This is a genomic window from Kitasatospora sp. NPDC018619, assembly GCF_044391605.1.
Taxonomy (GTDB): Bacteria; Actinomycetota; Actinomycetes; order Streptomycetales; family Streptomycetaceae; genus Kitasatospora.
The window spans coordinates 142914-168922 of sequence record NZ_JBISAI010000011.1; the positions used below are offsets into that span (position 1 = coordinate 142914).

At 74.5% G+C, this 26009-nt stretch carries 26 protein-coding genes; 5 read left to right on the forward strand and 21 right to left on the reverse strand.

Annotation, left to right across the window (positions count from 1 at the left end):
- Positions 1 to 99: 99 nt before the first annotated feature.
- From ACH5AR_RS19315 to ACH5AR_RS19355, 9 genes are all read right to left on the reverse strand, one after another.
- Positions 100 to 810 carry a class F sortase gene (locus ACH5AR_RS19315; protein WP_396302630.1) on the reverse strand — a complete coding sequence of 237 codons (711 nt, stop codon included), beginning with the start codon at positions 808 to 810 and terminating at the stop codon, positions 100 to 102.
- A 101-nt stretch (positions 811 to 911) separates the two neighbouring features.
- The gene (locus tag ACH5AR_RS19320) at positions 912 to 1379 is read right to left on the reverse strand and encodes a hypothetical protein (protein WP_396302631.1); all 468 of its coding nucleotides are present in this window, start codon (positions 1377 to 1379) and stop codon (positions 912 to 914) included.
- Positions 1380 to 1678: 299 nt separating this feature from the next.
- A complete protein-coding gene (locus ACH5AR_RS19325; protein WP_396302745.1) occupies positions 1679 to 1999 on the reverse strand; it encodes a TcmI family type II polyketide cyclase in 321 nt (106 codons plus the stop codon).
- A gap of 5 nt (positions 2000 to 2004) precedes the next feature.
- Positions 2005 to 2460, reverse strand: a complete 456-nt coding sequence (locus tag ACH5AR_RS19330; protein WP_396302632.1) for an SRPBCC family protein — start codon at positions 2458 to 2460, stop codon at positions 2005 to 2007.
- A gap of 1 nt (position 2461) precedes the next feature.
- Entirely contained in the window at positions 2462 to 2722 is a 261-nt protein-coding gene (locus tag ACH5AR_RS19335; RefSeq protein WP_396302633.1) for an acyl carrier protein, read from the reverse strand.
- 32 nt (positions 2723 to 2754) lie between these two features.
- On the reverse strand, positions 2755 to 3993 hold the full coding sequence (locus ACH5AR_RS19340) for a beta-ketoacyl synthase N-terminal-like domain-containing protein (protein ID WP_396302634.1): 1239 nt from the start codon (positions 3991 to 3993) through the stop codon (positions 2755 to 2757).
- A 5-nt stretch (positions 3994 to 3998) separates the two neighbouring features.
- Positions 3999 to 5255 (reverse strand): beta-ketoacyl-[acyl-carrier-protein] synthase family protein, encoded by a 1257-nt coding sequence (locus ACH5AR_RS19345; protein ID WP_396302635.1) that lies wholly within the window; start codon positions 5253 to 5255, stop codon positions 3999 to 4001.
- Positions 5252 to 5677, reverse strand: coding sequence for a cupin domain-containing protein (locus tag ACH5AR_RS19350; RefSeq protein WP_396302636.1), 426 nt, complete (start codon positions 5675 to 5677; stop codon positions 5252 to 5254). The genes ACH5AR_RS19345 and ACH5AR_RS19350 overlap by 4 nt, the downstream gene beginning before the upstream one ends.
- A 26-nt stretch (positions 5678 to 5703) precedes the next feature.
- Entirely contained in the window at positions 5704 to 6879 is a 1176-nt protein-coding gene (locus ACH5AR_RS19355; protein WP_396302637.1) for a SchA/CurD-like domain-containing protein, read from the reverse strand.
- A gap of 302 nt (positions 6880 to 7181) precedes the next feature.
- Here ACH5AR_RS19355 and ACH5AR_RS19360 point away from each other — a divergent pair, with 302 nt between their 5' ends.
- Complete coding sequence (locus ACH5AR_RS19360; RefSeq protein ID WP_396302638.1) at positions 7182 to 8807, forward strand: FAD-dependent oxidoreductase; 1626 nt, start codon at positions 7182 to 7184, stop codon at positions 8805 to 8807.
- A gap of 60 nt (positions 8808 to 8867) precedes the next feature.
- On the opposite strand, the gene ACH5AR_RS19365 is transcribed toward ACH5AR_RS19360, so the two are convergent.
- Together ACH5AR_RS19365 and ACH5AR_RS19370 are read right to left on the reverse strand one after the other, a co-directional pair.
- Entirely contained in the window at positions 8868 to 10529 is a 1662-nt protein-coding gene (locus tag ACH5AR_RS19365; RefSeq protein WP_396302639.1) for an APC family permease, read from the reverse strand.
- A gap of 268 nt (positions 10530 to 10797) precedes the next feature.
- The gene (locus ACH5AR_RS19370; protein ID WP_396302640.1) at positions 10798 to 11718 is read right to left on the reverse strand and encodes a serine/threonine dehydratase; all 921 of its coding nucleotides are present in this window, start codon (positions 11716 to 11718) and stop codon (positions 10798 to 10800) included.
- 276 nt (positions 11719 to 11994) lie between these two features.
- Between ACH5AR_RS19370 and ACH5AR_RS19375 the strand changes: the two genes are divergently transcribed.
- Together ACH5AR_RS19375 and ACH5AR_RS19380 are read left to right on the forward strand one after the other, a co-directional pair.
- Positions 11995 to 12873 carry a DMT family transporter gene (locus ACH5AR_RS19375; RefSeq protein ID WP_396302641.1) on the forward strand — a complete coding sequence of 293 codons (879 nt, stop codon included), beginning with the start codon at positions 11995 to 11997 and terminating at the stop codon, positions 12871 to 12873.
- 77 nt (positions 12874 to 12950) lie between these two features.
- Positions 12951 to 13208 carry a hypothetical protein gene (locus ACH5AR_RS19380; RefSeq protein ID WP_396302642.1) on the forward strand — a complete coding sequence of 86 codons (258 nt, stop codon included), beginning with the start codon at positions 12951 to 12953 and terminating at the stop codon, positions 13206 to 13208.
- Positions 13209 to 13279: 71 nt separating this feature from the next.
- Here ACH5AR_RS19380 and ACH5AR_RS19385 read toward each other — a convergent pair whose 3' ends face one another.
- Positions 13280 to 13612 carry a hypothetical protein gene (locus ACH5AR_RS19385; protein ID WP_396302643.1) on the reverse strand — a complete coding sequence of 111 codons (333 nt, stop codon included), beginning with the start codon at positions 13610 to 13612 and terminating at the stop codon, positions 13280 to 13282.
- On the reverse strand, positions 13609 to 13950 hold the full coding sequence (locus ACH5AR_RS19390; protein WP_396302644.1) for an SAV_915 family protein: 342 nt from the start codon (positions 13948 to 13950) through the stop codon (positions 13609 to 13611). Before ACH5AR_RS19390 ends, ACH5AR_RS19385 begins: the two co-directional genes overlap by 4 nt.
- A 374-nt stretch (positions 13951 to 14324) precedes the next feature.
- Here ACH5AR_RS19390 and ACH5AR_RS19395 point away from each other — a divergent pair, with 374 nt between their 5' ends.
- A complete protein-coding gene (locus tag ACH5AR_RS19395; protein ID WP_396302645.1) occupies positions 14325 to 16547 on the forward strand; it encodes an NADP-dependent isocitrate dehydrogenase in 2223 nt (740 codons plus the stop codon).
- Positions 16548 to 16628: 81 nt separating this feature from the next.
- Here the strand turns inward: ACH5AR_RS19395 and ACH5AR_RS19400 are convergent, their stop codons facing one another.
- Both ACH5AR_RS19400 and ACH5AR_RS19405 read right to left on the reverse strand, forming a co-directional pair.
- Complete coding sequence (locus ACH5AR_RS19400) at positions 16629 to 17216, reverse strand: YdcF family protein (RefSeq protein WP_396302646.1); 588 nt, start codon at positions 17214 to 17216, stop codon at positions 16629 to 16631.
- A 170-nt stretch (positions 17217 to 17386) separates the two neighbouring features.
- Entirely contained in the window at positions 17387 to 18394 is a 1008-nt protein-coding gene (locus ACH5AR_RS19405) for a cytochrome c oxidase assembly protein (protein ID WP_396302647.1), read from the reverse strand.
- Between the two features lie 200 nt (positions 18395 to 18594).
- On the opposite strand from ACH5AR_RS19405, the gene ACH5AR_RS19410 reads away from it, so the two are divergent.
- Positions 18595 to 19590 (forward strand): NAD-dependent epimerase/dehydratase family protein, encoded by a 996-nt coding sequence (locus tag ACH5AR_RS19410; RefSeq protein ID WP_396302648.1) that lies wholly within the window; start codon positions 18595 to 18597, stop codon positions 19588 to 19590.
- A gap of 246 nt (positions 19591 to 19836) precedes the next feature.
- Here ACH5AR_RS19410 and ACH5AR_RS19415 read toward each other — a convergent pair whose 3' ends face one another.
- The 6 genes from ACH5AR_RS19415 to ACH5AR_RS19440 form a co-directional block, all read right to left on the reverse strand.
- Positions 19837 to 20412 (reverse strand): helix-turn-helix domain-containing protein, encoded by a 576-nt coding sequence (locus tag ACH5AR_RS19415; protein WP_396302649.1) that lies wholly within the window; start codon positions 20410 to 20412, stop codon positions 19837 to 19839.
- Positions 20413 to 20458: 46 nt separating this feature from the next.
- The gene (locus tag ACH5AR_RS19420) at positions 20459 to 21454 is read right to left on the reverse strand and encodes a 2-hydroxyacid dehydrogenase (RefSeq protein ID WP_396302650.1); all 996 of its coding nucleotides are present in this window, start codon (positions 21452 to 21454) and stop codon (positions 20459 to 20461) included.
- A gap of 119 nt (positions 21455 to 21573) precedes the next feature.
- Entirely contained in the window at positions 21574 to 22599 is a 1026-nt protein-coding gene (locus ACH5AR_RS19425) for a 6-phosphofructokinase (protein ID WP_392876160.1), read from the reverse strand.
- Positions 22600 to 22950: 351 nt separating this feature from the next.
- The gene (locus tag ACH5AR_RS19430) at positions 22951 to 23679 is read right to left on the reverse strand and encodes a type 1 glutamine amidotransferase (RefSeq protein ID WP_396302651.1); all 729 of its coding nucleotides are present in this window, start codon (positions 23677 to 23679) and stop codon (positions 22951 to 22953) included.
- A 46-nt stretch (positions 23680 to 23725) separates the two neighbouring features.
- Positions 23726 to 24988: a MurT ligase domain-containing protein gene (locus ACH5AR_RS19435; RefSeq protein ID WP_396302652.1), complete on the reverse strand. Its 1263-nt coding sequence runs from the start codon at positions 24986 to 24988 to the stop codon at positions 23726 to 23728.
- A 261-nt stretch (positions 24989 to 25249) separates the two neighbouring features.
- On the reverse strand, positions 25250 to 25948 hold the full coding sequence (locus tag ACH5AR_RS19440; protein ID WP_396302653.1) for a GNAT family N-acetyltransferase: 699 nt from the start codon (positions 25946 to 25948) through the stop codon (positions 25250 to 25252).
- Positions 25949 to 26009 lie beyond the last annotated feature (61 nt).

Sequence of the window (26009 nt, forward strand, 5' to 3'; positions counted from 1 at the left end):
CCGCCTGCGCGGCCGCGGGGCGCGGCGGCGCCCGCCCCCCCGCCGCCCGCCGCGCGCCGGCCCCCGGAACCCGGGGGCCGGCGCTCGTCGTGCGCCCGGTCAGCCGGGGTGGGAGGACTCCAGGTGGGCGAAGACCACCACGTTGTCCAGGTAGTCCCGCCGCTTCTTGTCGTACGTGCCGCCGCAGGTGATCAGGCGGAGCTGGGCGTCCGGCGTCCGGCCGTAGACCCTGGCGTCGGGGAAGGCGTCCTTGGCGAACGTCTCCACCGAGTCCACCGAGAACACCGCGACCGTGCCGTCCGCGCGGCTGACCTCGACCTTGTTGCCCGGCAGCAGGAAGCTCAGCAGCAGGAACACCGCCGGGCCCTTGGTGGTGTCCACGTGCCCGGCCAGCACCGCGCTGCCGCGCTCGCCGGGGGTGACGCCGTCCCGGTACCAGCCGACGAGGTTCTTGTCGTCCGGCGGCGGCGCGTCGAGCTGGCCGGCCGGGCTGAGGCCCAGCTCGGTGAACGGCGCGTCCACGGCGATCTGCGGGATCCGCAGCCGGGTCGGCTTGGCGCGCTTGAGCGCCGGCGTGCCCGGCGCGGCGGCCGGCGCCGCGGAGGCGCCACCGGCCGGTGCCGTGGAGGCGCCACCGGCCGGCCCGGGGACGGCCGAACCGACGGCCGCCGGGGGAGCGGCCCTGCCGTCCTCGGCGCCGGCGTCCGGCCCGGTGTCCACCGAGTTGTAGATCAGCAGCAGTCCGACCGCTGCCGCGCCCATCCCCGCGCGCAGCAGCCGGGTCATTCCAGAGGCGGGACCGCCCGTCATTCCTGTCCTCCGCTCAACCGGTTCCGCAACGGCCCGCCGCCCCCGGTGCGCCCCGCCCCTGCGGGGAGGCGCCCGGAGGCGGCGGAATCAGGGTGCCGGCGTCAGGCGACCGCGCCGGAGGCACGACGGCCGCGGCGCAGGGCGTACGCGCCCGCACCGAGCCCGCCGAGCAGCAGCACCGCGCCGGAGGCGAGCCCGCCGCCGGACAGCGCCAGGCCGCCGCCGCCGGTGTGCACGCCGCCGTGCGGGGTCCGGTGGTCCTCGTCGCCCTTGGCTTCGATGCCCTTGTGCTCGCCGGCGCCCTTGTGCTCGTCGGTGCCCCTGTGCTCGTCGGCGCCCTTGTGCTCGTCGGCGCCCTTGTGCTCCTCGGAGGCGGCGCCGCCCTTCTTGTCGTCGATGGCCTTGGCAGCGGAGTTGGAGTTGTCCGAGGTCTTCTCGGGCTTGTCCTGCTTCTCCTGCCAGGTCAGGTTCTTGCCCTGGTCGGCGCCGTCGGCGAAGGCGAGGGGGGTCCCGACGGTGAGCAGGGCGGCGACGGCCGCCCCGGCGAGCAGTGTGCGTGCAGAACGCATGAGGATGATCCTTCCGGCGCGCGGGGCCGCGACTGCCGGCACGGTGCCGGACAAGGGGACTCGCGGGAGGTGCGCCTGATCCACCGTCATCCACCGTGCCGCCGCCTGCCACCGGAGCGCGGCGGCACCGGCGCGCGGCGTGCGCCCTTCGGGTGCAGTCCCGGGTGTGTTCACCCGACCGGCCGGGGGATCCGGGTGAATCCGTTTCACCTCCGGTCGGCCCGGCCCGGCCTCGCCCGGCGCACGCGTGAGCCCGCCCCCGGCGCACGGCCGGGGGCGGGCTCGTCGGGGCCGCCGGATCAGCGGTCCCAGCGGTAGAACTCCCGCGCCATCGCGTCCTTCGGCTCCCGCCAGGTGGCCGGGTCGTACGCCTGCACGTAGGCGGTCAGGCGGTCGCTGACGGTGCGGAACTCCGGGTGCCCGACGACCTTGGCGACGGCCGGGCCCGGCGGGCGGTCGGCCTCGATCAGGTGCAGGTAGACGTCGCCGAACTGGAAGAGGCTGCGGCCGGTGACGCCGATCAGGTGCGGCAGCTCGCCCCGGTCGGACTCGGCGAACACCTCGGCGATGTCCGGCGCGGCCTCGGGCTTCATCCGGGCGACGATCAGCGCCCGGTGCAGGCCGGTCACAGCTCTGCCGCCCGCTTCTCGACCTTCTCCCGGATCAGCTGCATCTGGATCTTCGAGTTGCGGTTGATGTGGTCGGTCATGCCCTCGTCGTCGACCGGGGCGGCCGGCTTCATGGCGAAGTCCTGGATCCAGCGCATCCGGGTGCCGGCCGGCACCTCCGCGTACTCCCAGCGGATCTCCATGAACTCGAACGGGCCGGGCTCGACCCGGCGGGCGCGCACCGCGAGCGCGTCCCGGTCGGCCTCCCGCTCGGAGACCCAGCTCCACACCTTGCCGTTCTCGTCCGGGTGCATGGTGAGCCGGAACCGGACGAGGTCGCCCTGCCGGTCGAGCACCTCCACCGAGGCGTACTCGCTGAACAGCTGCGGCCAGTTCTCCAGGTCGTTGGTCATCTCCCAGACCAGGTCGAGCGGGGCGGCGATGACGATCTCGTTGTCGGTGTGTCCGGGCATCTCAGGCACCAGCCTTGGTGGCGAGGGAGGTGTTGACCAGCTCCAGGAACTCGGCCGGGGTCTTGGCCGACTCGGCGCCCGAGGTGACCTTGAGGCCGTGCCGGTTCTCCAGCTCGCCGACCACGCCGAGCAGGCCGAGCGAGTCGATGCCGAAGGCCTCGAACTCCGCGCCGGGGCGGGCCAGGTCGCCCGGGTCGACGGTGACCCCGGCCCGGGTCTGGAGCAGGTCGGCGAGTTCCGGATAGCTGAGGGTGTTGCTCACGGGGTTTCCCTTCGATGGTGTGACGAGGTGGTTCAGGGCCGTGCGCGCCGGAGCACCAGCGCGGAGTTCGAGCCCATCAGCCCGCGGCTGACGACCAGCGCGGTGTTCAGCTCGGCCGGTCGGGCGCGGCCGGTCACCAGGGCGAGGTCGTGGCAGACCTCGGTGACGTTCGGGGTGGGCGGCAGCACGCCGTCCTCCATGGCCAGCACGGCGGCGGTCACGTCGAGCACCGGGGCGCCGCAGTAGGCCCGCCCGGTACCGGTCTTGGGTGCGGTCACCGGGACGCGCTCGGCGGCCGGGCCGAGTGCGTCGGCGAGCGCCAGGGCCTCCGCCCGGTCGGCCTCCGGCACCCCCAGGGCGTCGGCGAAGACCACGTCGACCTCCTCGGGGGCGATGCGGGCCTCGTCCAGGGCGATCCGGATCGCGGCCGCCAACCCCGCGCGGGACTCCGCCCAGCGGGAGGCCCCGGTGAAGGTGGCGCCGTGGCCGACCAGCTCGGCCCGGACGCGGGCGCCGCGCAGCCGGGCCGCCCGTTCGTCCTCCAGCAGCAGCATCGCGCCGCCCTCGGCGGGGGAGAAGCCGCAGGCCCGCGCGGTGAACGGCAGGTACGCCCGGTCGGCCTGGTCGGCCAGGCTGAGCTCGGGGTAGCCGAGCTGGCAGACCATCGAGTACGGCGCCAGCGGGGCCTCGGCGGCGCCGACCACCACCGCGTCGGTGCCGCGCCCGATCGCCCGGGCGGCGTGCGCGAGGGCGTCCAGCCCGCCGGCCTCGTCGCTGGCCACCACGCCGCAGGGGCCCTTGTAGCCGCCGCGGATGGAGATCTGTCCGGTGCTGGCCGCGTAGAACCAGGCGATGGACTGGTACGGGCCGACGAACCGCGGCCCCTGGCCCCAGAGCTGCTGGAGCTCGCGCTGGCCGAACTCGCCGCCGCCGGAGCCGGCCGCGGTCACCACGCCGACCGAGAAGGGCTGGTCCGGGTCGGGGCGGAAACCGGCGTCGGCCACCGCCAGGTCGGCCGCGGCCATCGCGTAGTGGGTGAAGCGGTCGGTCTGCACCAGGAAGCGGTTGTCGACCGCCGCCTGCGGATCGAAGCCGTTCACCTGGCCCGCGATCCGCAGCGGGAGCCCGGTGCAGCCCTCGCGGGAGATCCGGTCGAGGACGCTCACGCCCTGCCTGGTGGCCTTCCAGAAGGCGTCGGCCCCGACCCCGTTCGGCGCCACCACGCCGAGGCCGGTGACCACCGCCCGGCGGCCCTGCTGACGTGACGTCATGGAACTCACCCCGTTCTGTTGAGCACGACGGCGGACTGGAATCCGCCGAATCCGCTGCCGACCGAGAGGATCCGGCTCAGCGGCAGCTCGCGCGCCGTTCGCGGCACGTAGTCGAGGTCGCACTCCGGGTCCGGAGTCTCGTAGTTGGCGGTCGGCGGCACGACGCCGTGGGCGAGTGCCAGGGTGCAGGCGACCACCTCGATGGCGCCGATCGCGCCGAGCGAGTGCCCGACCATCGACTTGATCGAGCTCATCGGGGTCCGGTAGGCGTGCTCGCCGAGCGAGCGCTTGACCGCCGCGGTCTCGTGCCGGTCGTTCTGCTTGGTGCCGGAGCCGTGCGCGTTGACGTAGTCCACCTCGCCGGGGGCCACCCGGGCGTGGTCGAGCGCCTGGTCGATCGCCCGGGACATCTCCAGCCCCTCCTTGGTGAGGCCGGTCATGTGGTAGGCGTTGCCGAAGGTGGCGAAGCCGCCGATCTCGCCGTAGACCCGGGCGCCGCGGCGGCGGGCGTGGCCCAGCTCCTCCAGCACCAGGACGGCCCCGCCCTCGCCGAGCACGAAGCCGTCCCGGTCGGCGTCGAAGGGGCGGGAGGCGTGCCCCGGGTCGTCGTTGCGTTCGCTGGTGGCCTTGATGGCGTCGAAGCAGGCGACGGTGATCGGCGAGATCGGGGAGTCGGAGGCGCCGGCGACGCAGATGTCGGCGCGCCCCTCCTCCACCGCCTGGAAGCCGTAGCCGATCGCGTCCAGACCGGAGGTGCAGCCGGTGGAGACGGTCTGCACCGGGCCGTGCGCGCCGGTCCGCTCGGCCACCGCGGAGGCCAGCGTGCTGGGCGCGAAGGCCCGGTGCAGCTGCGGTTCGGCCCGCCGGTGGTCGACGTCCCACCGGGCGCCGCCCGCGCTCACCAGGGCGTAGTCGTGCTCCAGCCGGGTGGTGCCGCCGACGGCGGTGCCGAGCGAGACGCCGATCCGCCACGGGTCCTCGACCGAGAGGTCCAGGCCGGCGTCGGCGATCGCCTCGTCGGCCGCGACCATCGCGAACTGCACGTAGCGGTCGGCCCGTCGGACGTCCTCCGGGCCCAGCCCGTGCGCCGCCGGGTCGAAGTCGACCTCGGCGGCGATCCGGGAGCGGAACCCGGTGGGGTCGAAGAGCGTGATGCCCCGGGTCGCGGTGCGGCCGGAGGTCAGCAGGTCCCAGAACGCCGGGACGCCGACCCCGCCGGGGGCGACCACACCGATTCCGGTGACGGCGACGCGCCGGGTCACGAGACCACCTTGGCCTGTTCCGGCGGTCCGGCGGCGGCCGTCCCCTCGGTGCTCACGTGGCCGAGGTCCGGGCGCGGGGCGAGCGGGCCGAGGTGGAAGACCATCCGGGCCTCGGTGTCGCCGACGTTGCGGAAGCGGTGGCGCATGTTGATCGGGATCATCAGGCCCTGGTCCGGCTTGAGCGGATGGGGCTCGCCGTCCAGGTCCACCTCCAGGTCGCCGCTCACGACGAACACGAACTCCTCGGAGTACGGGTGGTAGTGCTCACCGATCCGCTCGCCGGGCCTGACGATCGCCAGGCCCATGAAGCCGCTGGTCGCGCCGCAGCTGGTCGGGGTGAGCATGGTGCGCAGCTCGGCACCGTGGCGGCGGTTCTCCGGCGCCTCGTGGACGCTGACGATCCGTGGGGACTGCGTGGTCATGGAGATCTCCCGTGAGTGGCGGAACGTCAGTTGTTGACCGGGTCGGCGGACGTGCGGTCGGTGACCGGGTTCATGGCGCGGGCGGCGAGGAAGGCGGCGAGCCCGGCGGAGGTGCGCAGGTCGCCCTGGGGGCCGAGGTCGAGCAGCCCGGCGAGCTCCGCGGCCCGCCGGTCGTCGGCCACGCCGAGGGCGGCCGCCGGGTCGGCCTCGGCCGGGACCCGCAGGTCGACCAGGCGCACCACGACGTCCTCGCGCTGGAAGACGGTGGCCGCCGCGACCGGCCCGGTCGGGTCGGCGGTGGCCAGGTTGTCGTGCTCGGCCAGCAGCTCGGCGACCTCCGGCCCGCGGCCCGGCCGGACCGGGTAGAGCACGGCGTGCCGGTGCAGCCGGGCCGAGGCGCGGGTGCCGGCGACGGCCTGGTGCCGGGCGGGCAGCGCGGCCCTGGCGAAGAACGCCCGGGCGGCCTGCGGGTCGCCCAGCTGGCGGGCCTCCTCCAGGTACGGGTTGAGCGCCTCCTCGACGGCCCGCACCTCGGGCTGCATCGCCACGTGGCGCAGCGCGTCGCCGAGGTTGCCGATCACCTCGACGGCGCGGACCACCCGGTTGCCCAGCATGAACAGCGAGGTGCGGCGCAGCCGGGTGTGCTCGTCGACCTCGGCCCGGGGGGAGGCGTAGCCGGAGAGGATGCGGGCCACCTCGGGCTCGCTGCCGGGCTTGACGGTGAAGGTCAGCGCGTGGCGGACCACCCCGTCCGGGCCCGGTTCGGCCTTGGGCGGGCCGACCTGCCCGGCGGGCGCGGTGCGCGGCAGCCCGGGCGGGACCTCCATCGGGGCGCGGGTGCCGGTCGAGCCGGCCGCGGAGGTCTCGCGCAGCACGGCGTAGCGCAGCGAGCGGAAGTTGTCGCTGACGCAGCCGTGCATCGGCTTGACCATCTCCCGGTGGGCCGGGCTGTCCACCCACTCCAGGAAGGTCTCCTGGTCCCGCCACTCGCTGGTGATCAGCCACTGGCGCGGGTCGTTGATCGACTGGCACAGCTGGTCGCTGACGTGGCCGGGGACGGAGGCCACCTGGTGGCGCAGCTGCTCGTACACGTCGAGGAAGCGCTGCTGGGCGCCGTCCTGGATCTCCAGCATCAGCACCACCCGCAGCCGGGTGTCGGCCTCGTCGTGCTGCTTCGGCTGGGGTTCGGACAGAGTTGTCATGATCCACTTTCTGCTCTGGGCCGCACGCTGCGGGCCGTGTCGGCCGTGCCCGGCGGGTGCTCCCCGGCCTGGGAGGGCGGTGCGACGGCGGTTCGGCCGGGCGAGTCGGCGCCAGGCCTGAGGTCGATCGTGGGCGGCGCACCGGGCGCGGCGCGAGATTTGCGAGCCATCCGGGCGAAGGGGCGGCACGGGGCCCCTCCGGCGGGGGATGGAAGAGCGGGGCCCCGGCCGTGCGGGGTCGTCGCGGGCGGCGCCGGGAGCGGCCGCCGGCCGCGTAATCCCCTGACAGGGTGGAGCAATTGATGAATCCGAAGGTTGACGACCGGGTACCGGTCCTGATCGTGGGCGGCTCGCTGGTCGGCTTGTCGGCCTCCCTCTTCCTCGGGCGCCTCGGGGTCGGACACCTGCTGGTCGAGAAGCACGCCGACACCTCGCACCACCCCCGGGGGCGCGGCAACAACGTCCGCACCATGGAGCTCTACCGGGTGGCCGGGGTCGAGCCGGCGATCCGCGAGGCGGCCTCGATCCTGGCCCCCAACCACGGCATCCTCCAGGCGCCCTCGCTGACCGGCGCCGAGCAGGAGTGGCTGTTCCGGGAGATCGACCCGGGCGGCCGGCTGGCCCGGTTCAGCCCCAGCTCCTGGTGCCTGTGCAGCCAGAACGACCTGGAGCCGGTGCTGCTGCGGGCGGCCCGGGAGCTCGGCGGAGACCTGCGGTTCGGCACCGAGCTGGTCTCCTTCGAGCAGGACGCGACCGGCGTGACGTCGCTGCTGCGCAGCCGGGAGGGCGGCGAGGAGCGGGTGGTGCGCTCGGAGTACCTGATCGCCGCGGACGGCCCGCGCAGCCCGGTCCGCGAGCGGCTGGGCATCGGCCAGTCCGGCAGGGGCGAGCTGTTCCACAACGTCAGCATCACCTTCCGGGCCAAGCGCCTGGCCGAGGTGGTCGGCGACCGCCACTTCATCGCCTGCTACCTGACCAACCCGGAGGCGGACGGCGCGCTGCTGCCGGTGGACAACCAGGAGGAGTGGGTCTTCCACGCGCCCTGGCACCCCGAGCTGGGCGAGCCGCTGGAGGCGTTCACCGACGAGCGCTGCGAGCGGCACATCCGCACCGCCGTCGGCCTGCCGGAACTGGACGTCGAGATCACCGGCAAGGCGCCCTGGCACGCCGCCGAGCGGGTGGCCGAGCGGTACGGCGCCGGGCGGGTCCTGCTCGCCGGGGACTCCGCCCACGAGATGTCCCCGACCGGGGCGTTCGGCTCCAACACCGGCATCCAGGACGCCCACAACCTGGCCTGGAAGATCGCCGCCGTGCTGGGCGGCTGGGCCGGCCCGGCGCTGCTGGAGACGTACGGGCAGGAGCGCCGCCCGGTCGCCCGGGTGACGGGCGAGCGGGCGTCGGCGCGTTCCGCCGAGCACAGCCACCCGGGCTACGCCGTGGTGCCGGGTACGGGGCGGCAGGCCGGGGTGCTGGCGGTGGCGCTCGGCTACCGCTACCCGGTGGGCGCGGTGGTCGGCGCGGACCGCTCCGGCCCGGTCGTCCCCGACCGGTTCGAGGCGGCCGGCGAGCCGGGCAGCCGGGCCCCGCACCAGTGGCTGCTGCGGGCGGGGGTGCGGCTGTCCACGCTGGACCTGTACGAGCAGGCGATGGTGCTGCTCACCGGCCCCGAGGGCGGCGACTGGCAGGCGGGTGCCCGGCGCGCGGCCGACCGGCTGGCCGTCCCGCTGGACGGCTACCGGGTCGGCGACGGCCCCGAGGACGACCTGGCGCCGGAGCCCGGCGCGGACTTCGCCGCCCTGCACGGGATCGGCCCGCTGGGTGCCGTGCTGGTCCGCCCGGACGGCTTCGTGGCCTGGCGCTCGCCCGGCCCGGCACAGGACGCCGCGGCCGAGCTCACCACGGTGCTGCGGACGGTGCTGAGCCTCTGAGCACGCGCGAGGGCCCGCCGGTCGCACGGCCGGCGGGCCCTCGCGCGGGTGCGGGGCCGGTCAGTGGCCGCCCTCGTCGACCACCTCGACGTCGGCGATCTCCTGCTCGATCGCCTCGGCCGGCAGGGCCACCCGGATCGCCCAGTAGTAGACGACGAGTGAGAACGCCGACACCAGGGCCATGTCGGTCCACAGCGGGAGGTTGCCGGTGCCGTCCCCGAAGCTGCCCTGCCAGGAGATCACGCCGAGGCCCACCAGGTAGGGCGGCAGCCACTGGGCGGACTTCCAGCTGAGCCGGGGCGCGTTCGGCAGGCCCTTGCGGATCGCGTACGCGGCGTAGCTGCCGAGCAGGACGTAGCCGAGCACGATCGCGATGCCCAGGCGGGAGAGGGTGTGCCAGCCGGACCAGTAGATGATCAGGCTGGAGACCACGAACGCGGCCGGGGAGATCAGCTGACCGGCCGGCAGCCGGTAGGGGCGCTCGTGCGCGGGCAGGCGGCGGCGCATCGCGCCGAAGGCCAACGGGGCGCCGGCGTACATCAGGACGCTGGCGGAGGTGATGAAGCCGACCAGCTCCTGCCAGCTCGGGAACGGCAGGAAGCAGATCACGCCGGTGACGAAGGCGATCACCAGGCCGAACCAGGGCACGCCGTTGCGGTCGAGCTCCTCGAACCGCTGCGGGGCGTAGCCGTTGCGGCTCAGGCCGTAGGAGATGCGCGAGGTGGAGGTGGTGTAGATCAGGCCGCTGCCGCCGGGGGAGATCACGGCGTCCAGGTAGAGCACCCAGGCCAGCCAGCCGAGGCCGACCACGGTGGCGAGGCCCGCGAAGGGGCCGTCGATGCCGGGGAAGTCGAGCTTGTCCCAGCCGTTGGCGAAGGCGCTGACGGGCAGGGCGCCGATGAAGACGACCTGGAGCAGGGTGTAGACCAGGCTGCCGATGGCGACCGAGCCGAGCACGGCGCGCGGGATGTCGCGCTTGGGGTTGCGGCTCTCGCCGGCCAGCTGGATGGCCTGCTCGAAGCCGAGCAGGGCGAAGATGATGCCGCTGGTGCTGATCGCGGCCAGCACGCCCTGGGCGCCGAACGGCGCGAAGCCGTGCGAGGTGAAGTTGGAGCCGTGGAAGTTGGTGACGGCCAGCACGAAGATGGTGAACAGCGGGACGAAGATCTTCAGCCAGGTGGCGATGTTGTTGGTGCGGGCCAGTACGCGCACACCGAGGAAGTTCACTGCGACGAACACCGCCATGAGCACGGTGGAGACGGCGAAGCCGCTGGCGGTGAGGGTGTTGTCGTCGTTGAGCAGGCCGCCCGCCCAGGACCAGTGCCGGGCGTAGCCGATCATCGCCTCGACCTCGATCGGCGCGACGGTGGCCGCCTGGAGCCAGGAGAACCAGCCGAAGGACATGCCGGCCAGGCCGCCGAAGGCGTAGTGGGGGTAGCGTGCGGTGCCGCCAGAGACCGGGAACATGCTGCCGAGTTCGGCGTGCACGAGCGCGAGCAGCACGATGGCGACGGTGCCGATGCCCCAGGACAGGACGGCGGCGGGGCCGGCCGCCATCACGCCCTCCTTCGCGCCGAACAGCCAGCCGGAGCCGATGATGGAGCCGACCGAGGCCCACATGAGGCCGATGAGCCCGACGTGGCGGCGCAGTGACCGGTGGGTGGTGCCGGATCCGGCGCCGGTGCCCTGGTCGGGCGGTGAGATCTGGTTGAGGGAAGCCATGGACGATCTCTCTGTGGGTGGGGGCCCCGAGGTGGGCGGAGCGATGAGAGTTGCCACACAGTAGGACTTTTCATCTGCCCCTGCACAGATTTCATTACTGAATGTTTACATTCTTTTCGGGACGTCCTTGCAGGTAGGGGGCATGGCAGTCGCTTGCACGTTACGTATTCGATCGATCTGCCCGGCAATTCGGCTGCGCGATGTGGGGCGGCACTATAGACGGATTTCCCGGTTCTGGGAATAGTGGGTGCCGTACAGCGGTACCGCGCTAGTCCACCAGATCGGACGGGTCGGTGTTGGCGCCGCAGAGCAGGACGGCGACCCGCTCGCCCTCGGCCCGGTCGAGGGCGGCCAGCGCGGTGGCCGCCGCGTACTCGACGGCGATCCGGCGCTCCTCCCAGAGCCGGCGGCGGGCGCGCACGATCTCCTCGTCGTCGACCAGCACCGAGCGGACGCCCCCGTGCGCGGCCGCGGCCACGGCGAGGGCGGTGGCGCGGCGGGCCCCGAGCGCGTCCCGCGCGACGGAGTCCACCGGGACGTCCACCGGGCGGCCCGCGGCCAGGGCCGCGTTCAGCGCCCGGCTGCCCGTCGGCTCCACGGCCAGCACCCGCACGCCGTGCGCGCGGGCCGCCACCGCCACCCCGGCGAACAAGCCGCCGCCGCCGACCGAAAGCACCACCGTGTCCAGCCCGGGCACCGCGGCGCACAGCTCCGCCAGGACCGTCCCGGCCCCGGCGGCGATCAGCGGATGGTCGTACGCGTGCGAGGACAGCGCCCCGCTCTCGGCCGCGAACCGCTCACAGGCGCTCAGCGCCTCCGCGTACTCCCGGCCCGCCAGCCGCACCTCGGCGCCGTACGAGCGCAGCCGCGCCAGCTTCACCGGCGAGGCCGTCTCGGGCAGGAACACCGTGGCCCGCACGCCGAGGGCGCGGGCCGCCCAGGCGCAGGCCAGCCCGGCGTTGCCGCCCGAGGCGATCGTCACCCCGGTGTCCGGCAGGGTTCCCGCCTCGGCGTGCGCGAGCAGGAAGTTCTGCGCGCCGCGCGCCTTGAAGCTGCCGGTGTGCTGGAGGAACTCCAGAGCCAGCCAGGTCCGCCCGCCGTCGTCCCCCGGCGCCACCGCGACCGGGCGCACCCGCCCGGCGATCCGCGCTCCGGCGGCCTCGACCTCGTCGTACGTCAGCTGGTCCATCGTGTTCCGCTCCTTCGTCGCGTCGGGCGTGCCACCGGGGGCCCCGGCCCGGGTGACGCTACGGCCGTTCGGGGGCGAGGGAAAGATCGCGGGCGCGGGGAGGGCGCGGCCCGTAAGCTGGCCTCGTGCGTCTCGTGATCCTTCCGCCGCCGGCCCGCTAGCGGGCGGCCCACTCCACCCCCTCCGGCCCGACGGGACCAGCCCGCAGCCGGGGCGATGACTGCCGCCCGCGTTCCCAGCGGACCCGAACCGGCAACCATCGTGGAGTACCGACGCATGACCTCGTACGCTGCCGTGCCCTTCCGGCACGGCCTCCTGTCCATCTCCGCCGCCGCCGTCGCCTGGGGCGTGGGCGGCGCCGTGTCCGCGCTGCTGATGCGCACCGGCGGGCTCGGCCCGGTGGGCGTCTCCTGCTGGCGCTTCGGCATCGCCGCGCTCTGCCTGGCCCTGCTGCCGGGCCGCCGGCCGCGCGCCGGCCGGGGCAGCGCCGGCCGGCGCTCCGCCGTGCTGACCGGGCTCGGCCTGGCGGTCAGCCAGTGCGCCTACTTCGGCTCGGTGCGGTACGCCGGCCTCGGGCTGGGGACCCTGGTCACCATCGGCGCGGGCCCGGTGTTCACCAGCCTCGGCGCCCACCTGCTGCTCGGCGAGCGGCTGACCCGCCGCGCGGCCGCCGCGGTGGCCCTGGCCCTGGCCGGGCTCGCCCTGCTGGTGGCCGCCCCGGCGGCGGGCCCCCGCCCGGCCCTCGGTGTCGCGCTGGCCGTCCTCGCGGGGGCCGGCCAGAGCGGCCTCACCCTCTGGGCGCGGGGCGGCGGCTCGGCCCGGGCCGGTGCCGGCGCCTTCACCACCGGGCTGCTCTGCCTGCTCCCGCTGCTCGCCCTCCAGGGCTTCCAGGGCGTCGTGCCGACGCACGGGGACCCGCTGGTGACCGCGGTGGCGCTGCTCTTCCTCGGCACGGTGCCCACCCTGTTCGCCTACCGCTGGTACTTCACCGGGCTGACCACCGTGCCGGGCACCACGGCCGCGGTGCTCGTCCTGCTGGAGCCCGCGACGGCGGCGGCGATCGGCGTGCTGTTCCTCGGCGAGCCGCTGACGGCCGGGTTGCTGGTGGGCTCGGCGCTGCTGCTCGGGGCGATCGCGGTGCTGGCCCGGGAGTAGGGCGGCGCGCTCGGGCGGCCACCCGGGCGGGCGCCCTGTGGTCGCCGGCGGCCCGGCGGCGTGCTGGGGTGGTCCGCATGAACAGCTCACTCCCGGCCCGGGTGGCCACCACGACCGCCGCCGTCCTGCTGCTCACCGTCGTCGCCGGGGCCGTCGCCGCCACCGCGGGAGCGGCGGCGTCCGGGCGCCGGGACGTCACCGCCGACCAGTGCCGCGGCGCGGGCGGGCACGTCGAGGGCAGCGGCTACTGCGTGGACGCCGCCGGGGACGACGCCTGGGGCCAGCCCGTCGACGGCCAGGCGATCAACCCGGACCCGCGGCCCGGGCAGGAGTGACGGCGCGCGCGGCGGCGCCCCGTCCCCAGGCAGGGGACGGGGCGCCCGGCCGGGCGGTCACGGACCGGCCGTCACGGCACCGGGCGAAGGACGACCGGGGCCGGCGTGAGGGTGCGCAGGACGAGCTCGACGTGCACCTTGGCGGCACCCGCGCGGTGCAGGGCGGCGGTGACCGTCCGGAGCTCCTCGGGGCCGGTACAGACCAGCCGCAGTTCGAGGTCGGCCTCGCCGGCCAGGGCCAGGCCGCCGCGGACGGCGGGGAACTCCGCGGCGAGGCGGTCGAAGTCGAGCGGGACCGGGCCGTGGCTGACCCGGGCGATCGCGTGCAGCGCGGCCGGGGCTCGCCCGGCCCGTCCCGCCGGGGCGGCCGGCCCCTCCGGGACGAGCCGGAGCGGGGCGGTCACCGGTGCTGGAGGCGGACGGTCGGGGCCGGGGCGGCGGCCACCGCGGCCGACGGCGCCGCCACGGCGGGGGCGGTGCGGGCACGGGCACTGACGGAGGGCGCGACCAGCCGTGGATCCAGCACCAGGGTGTCGATCCCGAGCGGGGCGGCGAGGGCGCGCAGTGCCGGCTCGCCGAGCTCGGCGTGCGCGTGGTCGGGCCCGAGGAGGGCGGTGAGGGCTGCGGGGCTGGAGAAACCGACCGCGCAGCGGCGGCCGTCGCGCAGGCGGAAGAGGCGGAGTGCGGAGGTGCCTCCGGTGGTGGAGGGGGTGACCGGAACGTGCCAGACGACGCGGTCCATGCGGATGCTCCCGATTGGGGTGGTGGTGCCTGCCGGAACTACTGCCTCGACGCTAGGGCGGCCCGGCCCGGGAGGCGTCCGTCCTGACGCTCCATTGACCGAATGGGGTCACGCGTTGACGCACTTCTGACGTCCGGCTCACCCGGGTGGCCCCAACCGCGGGTCGGGCGTTCCGCTTGCCGTGCGCTCCGAGCCGGACCACCGTGGAGTTCGTCCCGGCGTGTCCTGCCGCGTCCTTCCGCGCGGCCTCCGGTGCGGGGCCGCGGACCCGCGGACCGGGCCGGTGCGCGCCCGGAAGCGGGGGGAGGTGGAGCCGGAGGCCCGTGACGAGATATCTTGACGTCAAGACGTTGGAGACGTGAAGCGGAGTACCGATGACTGACTCGACCATCATCTATACGCACACCGACGAGGCTCCGGCCCTGGCGACCTACTCGTTCCTGCCGGTGGTCCAGGCGTACGCCTCGACGGCGGGTGTGCGCGTGGAGACCCGCGACATCTCCCTGGCCGGGCGGATCATCGCGAGCTTCCCGGAGCGTCTGACCGAGGCGCAGCGGATCGGCGACGCCCTGGCCGAGCTGGGTGAGCTGGCCAAGACCCCGAGCGCCAACATCATCAAGCTGCCGAACATCTCGGCCTCGGTGCCGCAGCTCAAGGCCGCCATCGCCGAGCTCCAGGCCCAGGGCTACGCCCTGCCGGACTACCCGGACGACCCGCGGACGGCCGAGGACGAGGACGTCCGCGCCCGCTACGACAAGGTCAAGGGCAGCGCCGTCAACCCGGTCCTGCGCGAGGGCAACTCGGACCGCCGCGCCCCGCAGTCGGTCAAGAACTACGCCAAGACCCACCCGCACCGCATGGGCGCCTGGTCGGCCGACTCCAGGACCAACGTCGCCACCATGGGCGAGAACGACTTCCGGTCCACCGAGAAGTCCGCCGTGATCGCCGCCGACGGTGCGCTGCGCATCGAGCTGCTCGGCGAGGACGGCACCACCACCGTGCTGCGCGAGAAGGTGCCGGTGCTGGCCGGGGAGGTCGTCGACGCCTCGGTGATGCGCGCCGCCGCCCTGAACGAGTTCCTGGCCGCGCAGGTCGCCCGGGCCAAGGCCGAGGGCGTGCTGTTCTCGGTGCACCTCAAGGCCACCATGATGAAGGTCTCCGACCCGATCATCTTCGGCCACGTGGTCCGCGCCTTCTTCCCGAAGACCTTCGCCAAGTACGGCGAGGCGCTGGCCGCCGCCGGTCTGAACCCGAACAACGGCCTCGGCGGCATCCTGGCCGGCCTCGACGGCGTGCCCCACCTGGGCGCCGAGATCAAGGCGTCCTTCGAGGCCGAGCTCGCCGAGGGCCCGGCCCTGGCGATGGTCGACTCCGACAAGGGCATCACCAACCTGCACGTGCCGAGCGACGTCATCGTCGACGCCTCGATGCCGGCCATGATCCGCACCTCCGGCCACATGTGGGGCCCGGACGGCAAGGAGGCCGACACCCTCGCCGTGCTGCCGGACAGCAGCTACTCCGGCGTGTACCAGGCCGTCATCGACGACTGCCGCGCCCACGGCGCCCTGGACCCGGCGACCATCGGCTCGGTGCCGAACGTCGGCCTGATGGCCCAGAAGGCCGAGGAGTACGGCTCGCACGACAAGACCTTCGAGATCGCCACCGCGGGCACCGTCCGCCTGGTCGACGCCGAGGGCAACGTGGTGCTGGAGCAGGCCGTCCAGCCGGGCGACATCTTCCGCGCCTGCCAGACCAAGGACCTGCCGATCCAGGACTGGGTCAAGCTGGCCGTCACCCGCGCCCGCGCCACCGGCGCCCCGGCCGTGTTCTGGCTGGACGCGGACCGCGCCCACGACGCGGTGCTGATCGAGAAGGTCAGGAAGTACCTGCCGGAGCACGACACCACCGGCCTGCAGATCGAGATCAAGTCCCCGGTCGAGGCCACCAGGTTCTCGCTGGAGCGCATCCGCCGCGGCGAGGACACCATCTCGGTGACCGGCAACGTGCTGCGCGACTACCTGACCGACCTGTTCCCGATTCTGGAGCTGGGCACCAGCGCCAAGATGCTGTCGGTCGTCCCGCTGATGGCGGGCGGCGGCCTGTTCGAGACCGGCGCCGGCGGCTCCGCCCCGAAGCACGTCCAGCAGCTGGTCAAGGAGAACTACCTGCGCTGGGACAGCCTGGGCGAGTTCTTCGCGCTGGCCGCCAGCTTCGAGCACCTGGCGAGCAGCACGGACAACGCCCGCGCCCAGGTGCTGGCCGACACCCTGGACCGCGCCACCGGCACCTTCCTCAACGAGGACAAGTCGCCGAGCCGCCGCCTCGGCGGCATCGACAACCGCGGCAGCCACTTCTACCTGGCCATGTACTGGGCCCAGGAGCTGGCCGCGCAGACCGCCGACGCCGAGCTGGCCCAGGCCTTCGCGGGCCTGGCCGCGACGCTGACCGAGCAGGAGTCGGCCATCGTCGAGGAGCTGGTCGCCGTCCAGGGCTCGCCGGTCGACCTCGGCGGCTACTACCAGCCGGACCCGGCCAAGGCCGCGGCCGTGATGCGCCCGTCGAAGACCTTCAACGAGGCGCTCGCCAACCTCGGCTGAACCCCGCCGGGCTGAGCCGACGCAGGCCCCGGGTCCCCTGCGGACCCGGGGCCTGCGGGCTGTCCGGGCCCGGAGCGCCGGTCAGGCGCGGCCGACCAGGGCGAGGGCGGTGCCGACGGCCTCGCGCAGCAGCAGGTACGGGCCGTGCGCCAGCGGGCCGTCCGCGCCGAGCACGGTGGCGGGGGCGCCGGCCCGGCGGGCGGCCAGGGCGGAGCGGACGGTGTGGAAGCCGTTGGTGACCACCGTGCAGCGGTAGCCGGGGCGCTCGGCGGCCATCAGGGCGGCGCTGAAGCGCAGGTTCTCGGTGGTGTTCACGGCCTGCTCCTCACGCCGGATCCGCTCGGCCGGGACGCCCCGGGCGACCAGGTAGCGGGCCATCGCGGCGGCCTCGGTGCAGTCCTCGTGCGGGCCCTTCCCGCCGGTCACCAGGACCAGCGGGGCGTACCCGGCGGCCTCCTCGGCGGCGAACCGGGCCAGCGCGGCGTCCAGCCGGGCCGCCAGCGGCCGAGCGGGCTCGCAGCCCTTCAACGCGGCGCCCAGCACCACCAGGTAGTCGGCACCGGCCGGCACCGGCCGGCGGCGGTGGTACAGCGCCAGCAGGAGGAAGCCGAGCGGCCAGAGCAGGACGGACCCGCAGAGCAGGGCGGCGGCGATCGGCAGGACGTGCATGCCTGTTCGAACGCATGTGGCGGAACGGTCGTTCCGCAGCTCGGCGGAACCGCCGTTCCGGAGAGTCCGGCGGAACGGGCGTTCCCGGTGCCGGAAACGGCGGAACCCCCGTTCCGGGGGTGGAACGGGGGTTCCCGGGAACGGGGGTTCCGCGCTGGGCGGCCGGGGGCTCAGCCGACGTCGGCCGCCGGGGTGGCGCCCGCCGCCGGGGCCGCCGGAGTGGCGCCCGCGCGCTGGTCGCGCCTGTGCAGCGAGGCCAGGTAGGCGTTGTACGCCTCCAGCTCGGCGTCACCGGTGCGCTCCTCGGAGCGGTCGCGGCGGCGGGCCTGCCGCTGCTCGGAGCCCATCCACTGGTACACCAGCGCGATCAGCACGATGGCCGTCGGGATCTCGCCGAACGCCCAGGTGATGCCACCGGCCAGCTTCTGGTCCTCCAGCAGGTTCGTCCCCGGTGGCGCGCCCTCCACGGTGAAGGTGGTGACCAGCGGGTGGCCGGCCATCATCACCGCCACGCCGAAGAAGGCGTGGAACGGCATCCCCATGAACAGCTCGATGATCCGCATCACGTGACCGGGCCGGTGCGGGCCCGGGTCGACGCCCATGATCGGCCAGAAGAAGGCCAGGCCGGTGAGCAGGAAGTGCACCATCATGAAGATGTGCCCGAGGCGGTACTGCATGAGGAAGTCGAACAGCGGGGTGAAGTAGACCCCGTACAGGCTCGCGATGAACATCGGGATGGTGAACGCCGGGTGCGAGACGACCCGCATGTACCGGCTGTGCAGCAGCGCCACCAGCAGCTCGCGCGGCCCGCGCGGACGGCCCTTGCCGGCCGGGCGCAGCGCCCGCAGCGCCAGGGTGATCGGAGCGCCGAGCAGCAGCAGGATCGGCGTCAGCATGGAGAGCACCATGTGCTGGATCATGTGCGCGCTGAACAGCGCCATGCCGTAGTCGTTCAGCCCGGTGCAGGTGACCAGCAGCATGGTGGCGACGCCCGCCGCCCAGCCGACCGCCCGGCCGATCGGCCAGCGGTCGCCGCGCCGGTACAGCCGCACCACGCCCGCCGCGTACAGCCCCAGGAGGGCCAGGCCACCGAGCAGGAACACCCAGTCCGGCGACCAGGTCCAGACGTTCGACAAGGTGAACGGGCCTAGTCGGGTCATCCCGCCGTGGTGGTGCATTCCTGACATTCCGTCGCCCATCGGCGGGTCCTGCTTTCCGTCCTCGTGGTCCCCGGTGGAGTCCGGTTCGCCCGTTTTGCTTGGCATACAGCCTAGGCGGCCCTTACCTCGGGGTATCTCCCGCCCCCTCCGAACGGGCGTCTCCTCACCGGGGCGCCCGCTGACTAGACTGGCCGACCGGTCAGGAGGAGGGCACGGAGATGGCGACGGAACACGGACCGGTCGGCCCCACGGTCGCGCTGACCGGGGCGACCGGCTTCATCGGCTCCGGCGTGCTGGCGGCCCTCGCGGCGCGCGGCGCCCGGGTGCGGGCCCTGGCCCGCAGGCCGCCGCGGGCCGCCGCACCCGGCGCCGTGTGGATCCCGGGGGGCCTCGCCGACCCGGAGGCGCTCGGCGAGCTCTGCACGGGCGCCGGGGCGCTGGTGCACCTGGCCTCGAAGGTCGACGGCGGCACCGAGGAGTGCGAGGCGGTGAACGACCGGGGCACCGCCGCCCTGATGGCCGCCGCCACCCGGGCCGGCGTACGGCGGATCGTCCACCTCTCGACGGCGGCAGTCTACGGCGAGGGCCCGCACGCGGGCATCGAGGTGGACGAGGTGGCGCCCGCGCCGGTGTCCGAGGCGAGCCGCACCCGGCTGCTCGGCGAGGGCCACGCGCTGGCGGCCGGCGGGTGCGTGCTGCGCCCCGGGCTGGTGACCGGAACCGGGGACCGCTGGGTGGTGCGCGCGCTGGCCGAGCTGGTCCACCGGGTGCCGGTCCGCTGGGAGGGCGGCCGGACCCGGCTCTCCATGGTCGACCGCACGGACCTGGCCCGGCTGATCACCGCGCTCGCCCTGGACGGGCGCGCCGTACCGCCGGGCGTGCACCACGCCTCGCACCCGGAGCCGGTCCGCAGCGGGGACCTGCTCGCGGCCCTGGACGGCCTCGGCCTGCTGGCCGCTCCGCACGGCCCGGCCGTCCCCTGGGACGAGTGCCGCCGGCTGCTGGCCCGTTCGCCCGGTCTGGTCTCGGAGCGGCAGTTCGGCCTGATCGCCCGCGACCACTGGTACCGCAGCGAGCGGATCTGGCGGCTCGCCGCCTGCCCGCCGGGCCCCGGCCCGCTGGCCCGCCTCCCGGAGGCCGCCGCGTGGTACCGCGGGCTGCTCGGGTCGGAGGTCCCTTCCCTTCCCCTCCCGGCGGACGGCGCGCCGGCGTAGTGAGGGCACCGCCGTACCGAGCGCACTGCCGTAGCGAGCGCACCGCCGTGTTGGACACACCGGCCCACGGGCGGCACCGGTGGAATCACGGCGCCGGCGGAATTCCGACGCCGGTGGATCGACGCACCGATGCGGCGGAATCCTCGCGGGGGCCTCGGGCGGTGCGCGCGCTGCTGCCCGGCGCGGATCGGCGAGCCCGCCGCGGTGTGCCGGACGCCGGCCCCGGCGGCGGGCCGAAGGGCGCCGTCAGGTGCTGCGGGCCCTGAGGTGGGCCCGTTCCCCCTGGGGCCCGAACAGCACCAGCAGTTCCACCACCCGGTCGTCGCCCGGACCGAGCCAGTGCGGCACGCGGGCGTCGAACTCGGCCGCCTCCCCGGCGCAGAGGTCCAGGGTGCGGGCGCCCAGCACCAGGCGCAGTCGTCCGGCCAGCACGTACAGCCACTCGAAGCCCTCGTGCGTCCGGGGCTCCGGCTCGCGCCCCGGCGTCGGCGGGATCAGCAGCTTGTGCGCCTGGACGCCGCCGGGGCGGCTCAACGGGACGTACGTCATGCCGTCGCGGCTCACCGGGCGCAGGTGGATGCGCGGGTCGCCGGTGCGGGGCGCGCCGACGAGCTGGTCCAGGGGGACGTCGTAGAGCTCGGCGAGCGGCAGCAGGAGCTCCAGGGTCGCCTTGCGCGTCCCGCTCTCCAGGCGCGAGAGCGTGCTCTCGTTGGCCCCGGTCCGGGCCGCCACCTCGGCCAGCGTCAGGGACGCGCGGCGGCGCAGCTCCCGCAACCGGGGCCCGACGGCCGCCAGTACGTCGTCGCGCCTCTGCTCGTCCATGGGGCCAGGCTGCCAAAACGGGGTCCGGCACGGCAACGCCGGCGGGTCAGCTCCTCGGCACGAGGGTGTTCTCGTTGGTGCGGCCGGCGGCGTGGTCGTCGATGTTGCGGGCGGTGGCGTCGATGATCTGGCCGACGGCGGTGCGGGTGAAGTACGCCTGGTGGCTGGTGACGAGGACCTGGGGGAAGGAGACGAGGCGGGCGAGGGTGTCGTCGGTGATGCCGTGGATGGAGCGGTCGGTGAAGAAGATGCCGGTCTCCTCCTCGTAGACGTCGAGGCCGACACCGGAGAGGCGCCCGGCGCGCAGGGTCTCGACCAGGGCGGCGCTGTCGACGAGGCCGCCGCGGCTGGAGTTGACGAGGATGGCGTCGTCCTTCATCCGGGCGAGGGCGGCGGCGTCGATGAGGTGGTGGGTGGCGGGCAGGAGCGGGACGTGGAGGCTCACCAGGTCGGCGTGGGTGAGGAGTTCGGGCAGTTCGGTGTAGCGCATGCCGAGTTCCCGGCAGGCCTGGTTCTCCACGATGTCCCAGCCGAGGAGCTCGGTGCCGAAGCCGGCCGCGATGCGGGCGAAGCACTCGCCGATCTTGCCGGTGCCGATGACGCCGACGGTCATGCCGTGGATGTCGCGGCCGAGCAGGCCGTCGAGGCGGAAGTCGAACTCGCGGGAGCGGTTGGCCGCGCGGGTGAGCCGGCGGTTGACGGCCAGCGCGAGCGTCCAGGCGTGCTCCGCGACGGCGTACGGGCTGTAGTGGGAGACGCGGGCGACGGTGAGGCCGAGGTCGGCGGCGGCGTCGAGGTCGATGTTGTTGAAGCCGGTGGAGCGCTGGGCGACCAGCTTGGTGCCGCCGGAGGCCAGGACGGCGAGGGTCTCGGCGTCCAGGACCGCGTTGACGCTGCTGCTGACGGCCGGGTAGCCGGCGGCCAGGGGCGCGGTGTCGCGGTTGAGGAACACGTCCAGGCAGCGCAACCCGTGCCGGCCGGTGAAGGCCCGCTCCAGCAGCGGGCGCTCGTCGGCCTGCACCCCGTAGGCGAGGATCTCCATGCCGGACACGCTAGTGGCCGGGGCGTACGGCCGCCCGCCGGACCGGCGAACCGCCCGGGACGGACGCGGGCCCCCGGAGCGTCGCGGCGACGCTCCGGGGGCCCGGGGGCGGGAGGTGGTCAGATGACCGTCTCGGCCTCCAGGTAGCGGTCCTGCGGGACGGTCTTCAGCTCGGCGACGGCCTCGGCCAGCGGCACCAGGTTGATGTTGGTGCCCTGCAGCGCGGTGATGTGCCCGAAGGCGCCCTTGTGGACGGCCTCGACGGCGTGCCAGCCGAAGCGGGTGGCGAGCACCCGGTCGTAGGCGGTCGGGGTGCCGCCGCGCTGGGTGTGGCCGAGGATCACCGGGCGGGCCTCCTTGCCGAGCCGGTGCTCCAGCTCGCGGGAGAGCTGGGTGGCGATGCCGGTGAACCGCTCGTGGCCGTAGATGTCCTTGGTGCCCTCCTCCCAGTGCATGGTGCCGGGCTCGGGCTTGGCGCCCTCGGCGCAGACCACGATGGCGAACTTCTTCTGGCGGTCGAAGCGCTCGCGGACGACCTCGGTGAGCTTGTCGATGTGGAACGGGCGCTCCGGGACGACGATCGCGTGCGCGCCCGCCGCCATGCCCGCGTTCAGCGCGATCCAGCCGGTGTGCCGGCCCATGACCTCGACGACCATGACCCGCTGGTGGGACTCGGCGGTGGTCTTCAGCCGGTCCAGGGCTTCGGTGGCCACCGAGACGGCGGTGTCGAAGCCGAAGGTCACGTCGGTGGCGGCGATGTCGTTGTCGATGGTCTTCGGCACGCCGACGATCGGCAGGCCCGCGTCGCTCATCAGCTTGGCGGCCTTCAGGGTGCCCTCGCCGCCGATCGGGATGACGGCGTCCAGGCCGAGGTCGGAGCAGTACTTCCTGGCCCGCTCCACGCCGTCCCGCAGGTGGCTGGGCTGGACCCGGGAGGAACCGAGGATGGTGCCGCCCTGGGCCAGGATGCCGCTCACCGAGTCCAGGGTCAGGGGGCGGTGGTGGCCCTCCAGGAACCCGCGCCACCCGTCCTCGAACCCGATGATCTCGTCGCCGTGGTCGACCACCCCCCGGTGGACCACGGACCGGATCACCGCGTTCAGGCCGGGGCAGTCACCGCCGCTGGTCAGCACTCCAATACGCATGAACTTTGCAACTCCCGAGCAGAACCGAGGAACGGCCGGACTACAGGCTGGGACGACGAGCCGTCACCGTAACGGGGCGCTCCCACACCGCGGTGGCGGGGAGGTGGCCGAGGGGTGAAGGACCGGCCGATCCGGGCGTAAGGCCCGAAAACGGCCGTGAAGTCGAGCATACGGCCCCTGGTCCGGCCGGGCAGGAGCCGACGCGGGAGCGGCGCCGTCGGCGCCCCCGCGCGGAAGTGCAGCCTGCTGCCGAGGAGGGTGTGCAGTAGGCAGCCCCATTGTGGTACGTCCGGGCCGCCGACGGGCCGGGTGACCGCATGGCGGGCACCCGGGCCGGGGCGTGCGGACGGACTACTGGGGGCGCGTCGCGGCCGCGATGCGCTCGGCGCGCAGCGCGTCGTACCAGGTGGTGTCGGCCGGCGGCAGGGCGTTGACGTCCAGCGCCAGCTTGAGCAGCATGTCGGCCACGGCGGGGTTGCGGGCCAGCACCGGGCCGTGCAGGTAGGTGCCGAACACGGTGTCCCGCCAGGCGCCCTCGGTGCCGTCGCCGGTGCCGTTGCCCCGGCCGACGCTGACGGTGGCGAAGGGCTGCACGCCCTGGCCGAGGTGGGTGACGCCCTGGTGGTTCTCGAAGCCGGTCAGCTGCGGCAGGCCGAGCCGGGGGTCCACGTCGGCGAGCACGTCGCCGACGCAGCGGGCGCCCTCGCCGCGGGTGGTCCAGACGTCGAGCAGGCCCAGGCCCGGCTCGCGCTCGCCGAGGTCGTTGATGAACTCGTGGCCCATGATCTGGAAGCCGGCGCAGACGCCGAAGATGATCGCGCCGTTCTCGGCGGCCCGCACCAGGCCGCTGTCGGCGCGCAGCCGCTCGGCGGCCAGGCGCTGCGGGCGGTCCTCGCCGCCGCCGATCAGGTAGATGTCACCGCTGGTGGGGATCGCCTGGTCGGAGCGGACGTCGATCCGGGTCACGTTGAGGTGGCGCTGGCGGGCCCGGCGCTCCACGACCAGGGCGTTGCCCCGGTCGCCGTAGGTGCTGAGCAGGTCCGGGTAGACCCAGACCACGCGCAGGCTGCTCTCACTCATCCTCGAAGGCCTTCCGTCACGTAAAGACTGGTGTGCGGGCGCGGCATCAGCCGGCCACGACCTTCCGCAGCTGCTGGAAGGCGGTGTAGTTGGCGATGGCCTCGATCCGGCCGGGCGGGGCCATCCGGACGGCCTGCTCCAGCGTGTCGACCACGTGGAACTGGAGTCCGGCGACCTCCAGGCGCACGGCCAGGTCCAGCTTGCGCTGGCCCATCACGAACACCGGGTGCCCGGCGAGGCGCTCGTAGTCGACGTCCCACAGCCAGGAGGTGTCGGTGCCGTCGGCGTCGAGGGCGTTGACGGAGAGGATCACCGGGGCGGGCGGGCCGTCGATCAGCGAGAAGGTCTCCAGCCAGCCGGCCGGGTTCTTGGCCAGCAGCAGGCGGATGTCCCGGCCCTGGTACTGGACCACGTCGTAGCGGCCGGCCACGGCGGCCACCGAGCGCATCCGCTCCAGGGCGATCTGCGGGGCGACGCCGAACACGGCGGCGACGGCGGCCGAGCTGGTGGCGTTGGCCAGGTTGGCCCGGCCGGGCAGCTGGAGCTGGATCGGCCAGGCGCCGCGCTGGGGGTCGATCACGTGGGTGCCCTGCAGCGCCCAGTGCGGGTTGGGCCGGCGGAAGCCGCAGTCCTGGCAGAACCAGTCGTCGCCGGGGCGCTGCATCACGCCGCCGCAGGCGGGGCAGGACCAGGCGTCCTCCTTCCAGGCCTGCCCGGCGGCCACCCAGACCACCTTCTTGCAGGACGAGGCGGCCCAGGTCACCAGCGGGTCGTCGGCGTTGGCGATGACCACGGCCTCGGTGTTCTGGAGGCCCTCGCGCCACTTCTCGGCCATCATCCGGGTCTCGGCGGCGCGGTCGAGCTGGTCGCGGGAGAGGTTGAGCAGGGCGATCGCCTTGGGGCGGGTGTCGCGGGCGACCGTCGCCAGGTACTTCTCGTCGACCTCGATCACGCCGAAGCGGGCGTCCGTTCCGCCGGCCAGGGCGGAGGTGATGCCGGCGGGCATGTTGGCGCCCAGGGCGTTGGAGACCACCGGGCCGGCGGCGCGCAGCGCCTCGGCGATCAGGCGGGTGGTGGTGGTCTTGCCGTTGGTCGCGCTGACCAGGACGACGTCGAGGTGGTCGGCGAGAGTGGCGAGGAGGTCGGGGTCGAGCTTGAGGGCGACCTTGCCGCCGATCACCGAGCCGCTCCCGCGCCCGGCCTTGCGCGACACGGCGGCGGCGACCCGGCCGGCGGTGACCGCGATCTTGGCGCGGGCCGGCAGCGAGGCGTCGCGTGCGCCTGTGGGCTCCGATTCGGTGCCTGCCATGCTCAGTGGTTCCTCCTTGCTGCGGCACCACCCGTGGCCGGATAACGGGCCGTCGGGCGGCGGGGACGGGGGTCAGCCTACCGACTCCGTCGCCCGGCCGGACGATCCGGACCCCGTGCCGCCTGCTGCGACGCGCTCCCGGGTGCCGCTGACGGGCCGTGGGGGAGGGCGGTGTACGGACGGACCCTTCACCAGTTCACGACGCCCACCGGGGCCGCGGGGTTCCCTGGCGGCCCGGGTAAGGATCTGGTGAAGAAATGATCAGCGGACCGGACGGTGGGCGCAGTCGGCCGGATCCTCGGCGGCCAACGTGGCGGTGATCACCAGGGTGCCGTCCTCGGCCCGGAAGTCCAGCGGCGCCTCCAGCCGCCGCATCGCGGCGATCAGCCCGGCGTTGCCGCCCTGCGTCACCGCGTACACCGTCCGGACGCCGGCCGCCCGGGCCGTCGCCGACAGCCGCCGCAGCAGCGCCAGGCCCAGCCCCTGCCGCTGCCAGGCGTCCTCGACCAGGACGGCCAGTTCGGCCTCGTCGTCGTCCCACATCAGGTGCCCGAGCGCGACGATCCGGCCGTCCGGGGCGCCCACCGCGAAGCTGCGGCCGTGCCGGGGGCCCAGCAGGTGGTCCAGGTAGCGGCCGGCGTCGCGGACCGGGCCGTGGTAGCGCAGCCGCAGCGCGGCGGGGGAGCAGCGGTCGTGCATCGCCCGCGCCGCCGCCCGGTCGGCCGGACCGGCAGGGCGCAGCAGCAGCGCCGTCCCGTCCGGCAGGGACAGCCGGGACGCGGCCTCCGGGGCCCGGTCGGCGCCGCGGGCGGCGGGCGGGTGCGGCCGGGCGTTGCGGTACGGGCCGCCGGTGAGCGCGGGCAGCCGGGTGGCCTGGCCCTCGGGCGCCGCGCACCTGCGGTCGGACCTGCGGAAGGGCCGGTGCCAGAGCCGTTCGGGGCGAGTGCGTGATGCCGTCATGCCGCCGACGCTACCGACGGTGCGCTTCCGTTCGGTTACGTGATCGTGAACGCCCGAGTGC

Coding starts and splice junctions, on each gene's coding strand:
- ACH5AR_RS19390 (WP_396302644.1), bottom strand. CDS start 13,950: ATGGACCGCGTCGTCTGGCACGTTCCGGTCACCCCCTCCACCACCGGA.
- ACH5AR_RS19420 (WP_396302650.1), bottom strand. CDS start 21,454: ATGGAGATCCTCGCCTACGGGGTGCAGGCCGACGAGCGCCCGCTGCTG.
- ACH5AR_RS19370 (WP_396302640.1), bottom strand. CDS start 11,718: ATGGACCAGCTGACGTACGACGAGGTCGAGGCCGCCGGAGCGCGGATC.
- ACH5AR_RS19320 (WP_396302631.1), bottom strand. CDS start 1,379: ATGCGTTCTGCACGCACACTGCTCGCCGGGGCGGCCGTCGCCGCCCTG.
- ACH5AR_RS19430 (WP_396302651.1), bottom strand. CDS start 23,679: ATGAGTGAGAGCAGCCTGCGCGTGGTCTGGGTCTACCCGGACCTGCTC.
- ACH5AR_RS19315 (WP_396302630.1), bottom strand. CDS start 810: ATGACGGGCGGTCCCGCCTCTGGAATGACCCGGCTGCTGCGCGCGGGG.
- ACH5AR_RS19435 (WP_396302652.1), bottom strand. CDS start 24,988: ATGGCAGGCACCGAATCGGAGCCCACAGGCGCACGCGACGCCTCGCTG.
- ACH5AR_RS19440 (WP_396302653.1), bottom strand. CDS start 25,948: ATGACGGCATCACGCACTCGCCCCGAACGGCTCTGGCACCGGCCCTTC.
- ACH5AR_RS19340 (WP_396302634.1), bottom strand. CDS start 3,993: ATGACGTCACGTCAGCAGGGCCGCCGGGCGGTGGTCACCGGCCTCGGC.
- ACH5AR_RS19380 (WP_396302642.1), top strand. CDS start 12,951: ATGAACAGCTCACTCCCGGCCCGGGTGGCCACCACGACCGCCGCCGTC.
- ACH5AR_RS19330 (WP_396302632.1), bottom strand. CDS start 2,460: ATGCCCGGACACACCGACAACGAGATCGTCATCGCCGCCCCGCTCGAC.
- ACH5AR_RS19355 (WP_396302637.1), bottom strand. CDS start 6,879: ATGACAACTCTGTCCGAACCCCAGCCGAAGCAGCACGACGAGGCCGAC.
- ACH5AR_RS19375 (WP_396302641.1), top strand. CDS start 11,995: ATGACCTCGTACGCTGCCGTGCCCTTCCGGCACGGCCTCCTGTCCATC.
- ACH5AR_RS19410 (WP_396302648.1), top strand. CDS start 18,595: ATGGCGACGGAACACGGACCGGTCGGCCCCACGGTCGCGCTGACCGGG.
- ACH5AR_RS19400 (WP_396302646.1), bottom strand. CDS start 17,216: ATGCACGTCCTGCCGATCGCCGCCGCCCTGCTCTGCGGGTCCGTCCTG.
- ACH5AR_RS19395 (WP_396302645.1), top strand. CDS start 14,325: ATGACTGACTCGACCATCATCTATACGCACACCGACGAGGCTCCGGCC.
- ACH5AR_RS19360 (WP_396302638.1), top strand. CDS start 7,182: ATGAATCCGAAGGTTGACGACCGGGTACCGGTCCTGATCGTGGGCGGC.
- ACH5AR_RS19405 (WP_396302647.1), bottom strand. CDS start 18,394: ATGCACCACCACGGCGGGATGACCCGACTAGGCCCGTTCACCTTGTCG.
- ACH5AR_RS19365 (WP_396302639.1), bottom strand. CDS start 10,529: ATGGCTTCCCTCAACCAGATCTCACCGCCCGACCAGGGCACCGGCGCC.
- ACH5AR_RS19350 (WP_396302636.1), bottom strand. CDS start 5,677: ATGACCACGCAGTCCCCACGGATCGTCAGCGTCCACGAGGCGCCGGAG.
- ACH5AR_RS19425 (WP_392876160.1), bottom strand. CDS start 22,599: ATGCGTATTGGAGTGCTGACCAGCGGCGGTGACTGCCCCGGCCTGAAC.
- ACH5AR_RS19415 (WP_396302649.1), bottom strand. CDS start 20,412: ATGGACGAGCAGAGGCGCGACGACGTACTGGCGGCCGTCGGGCCCCGG.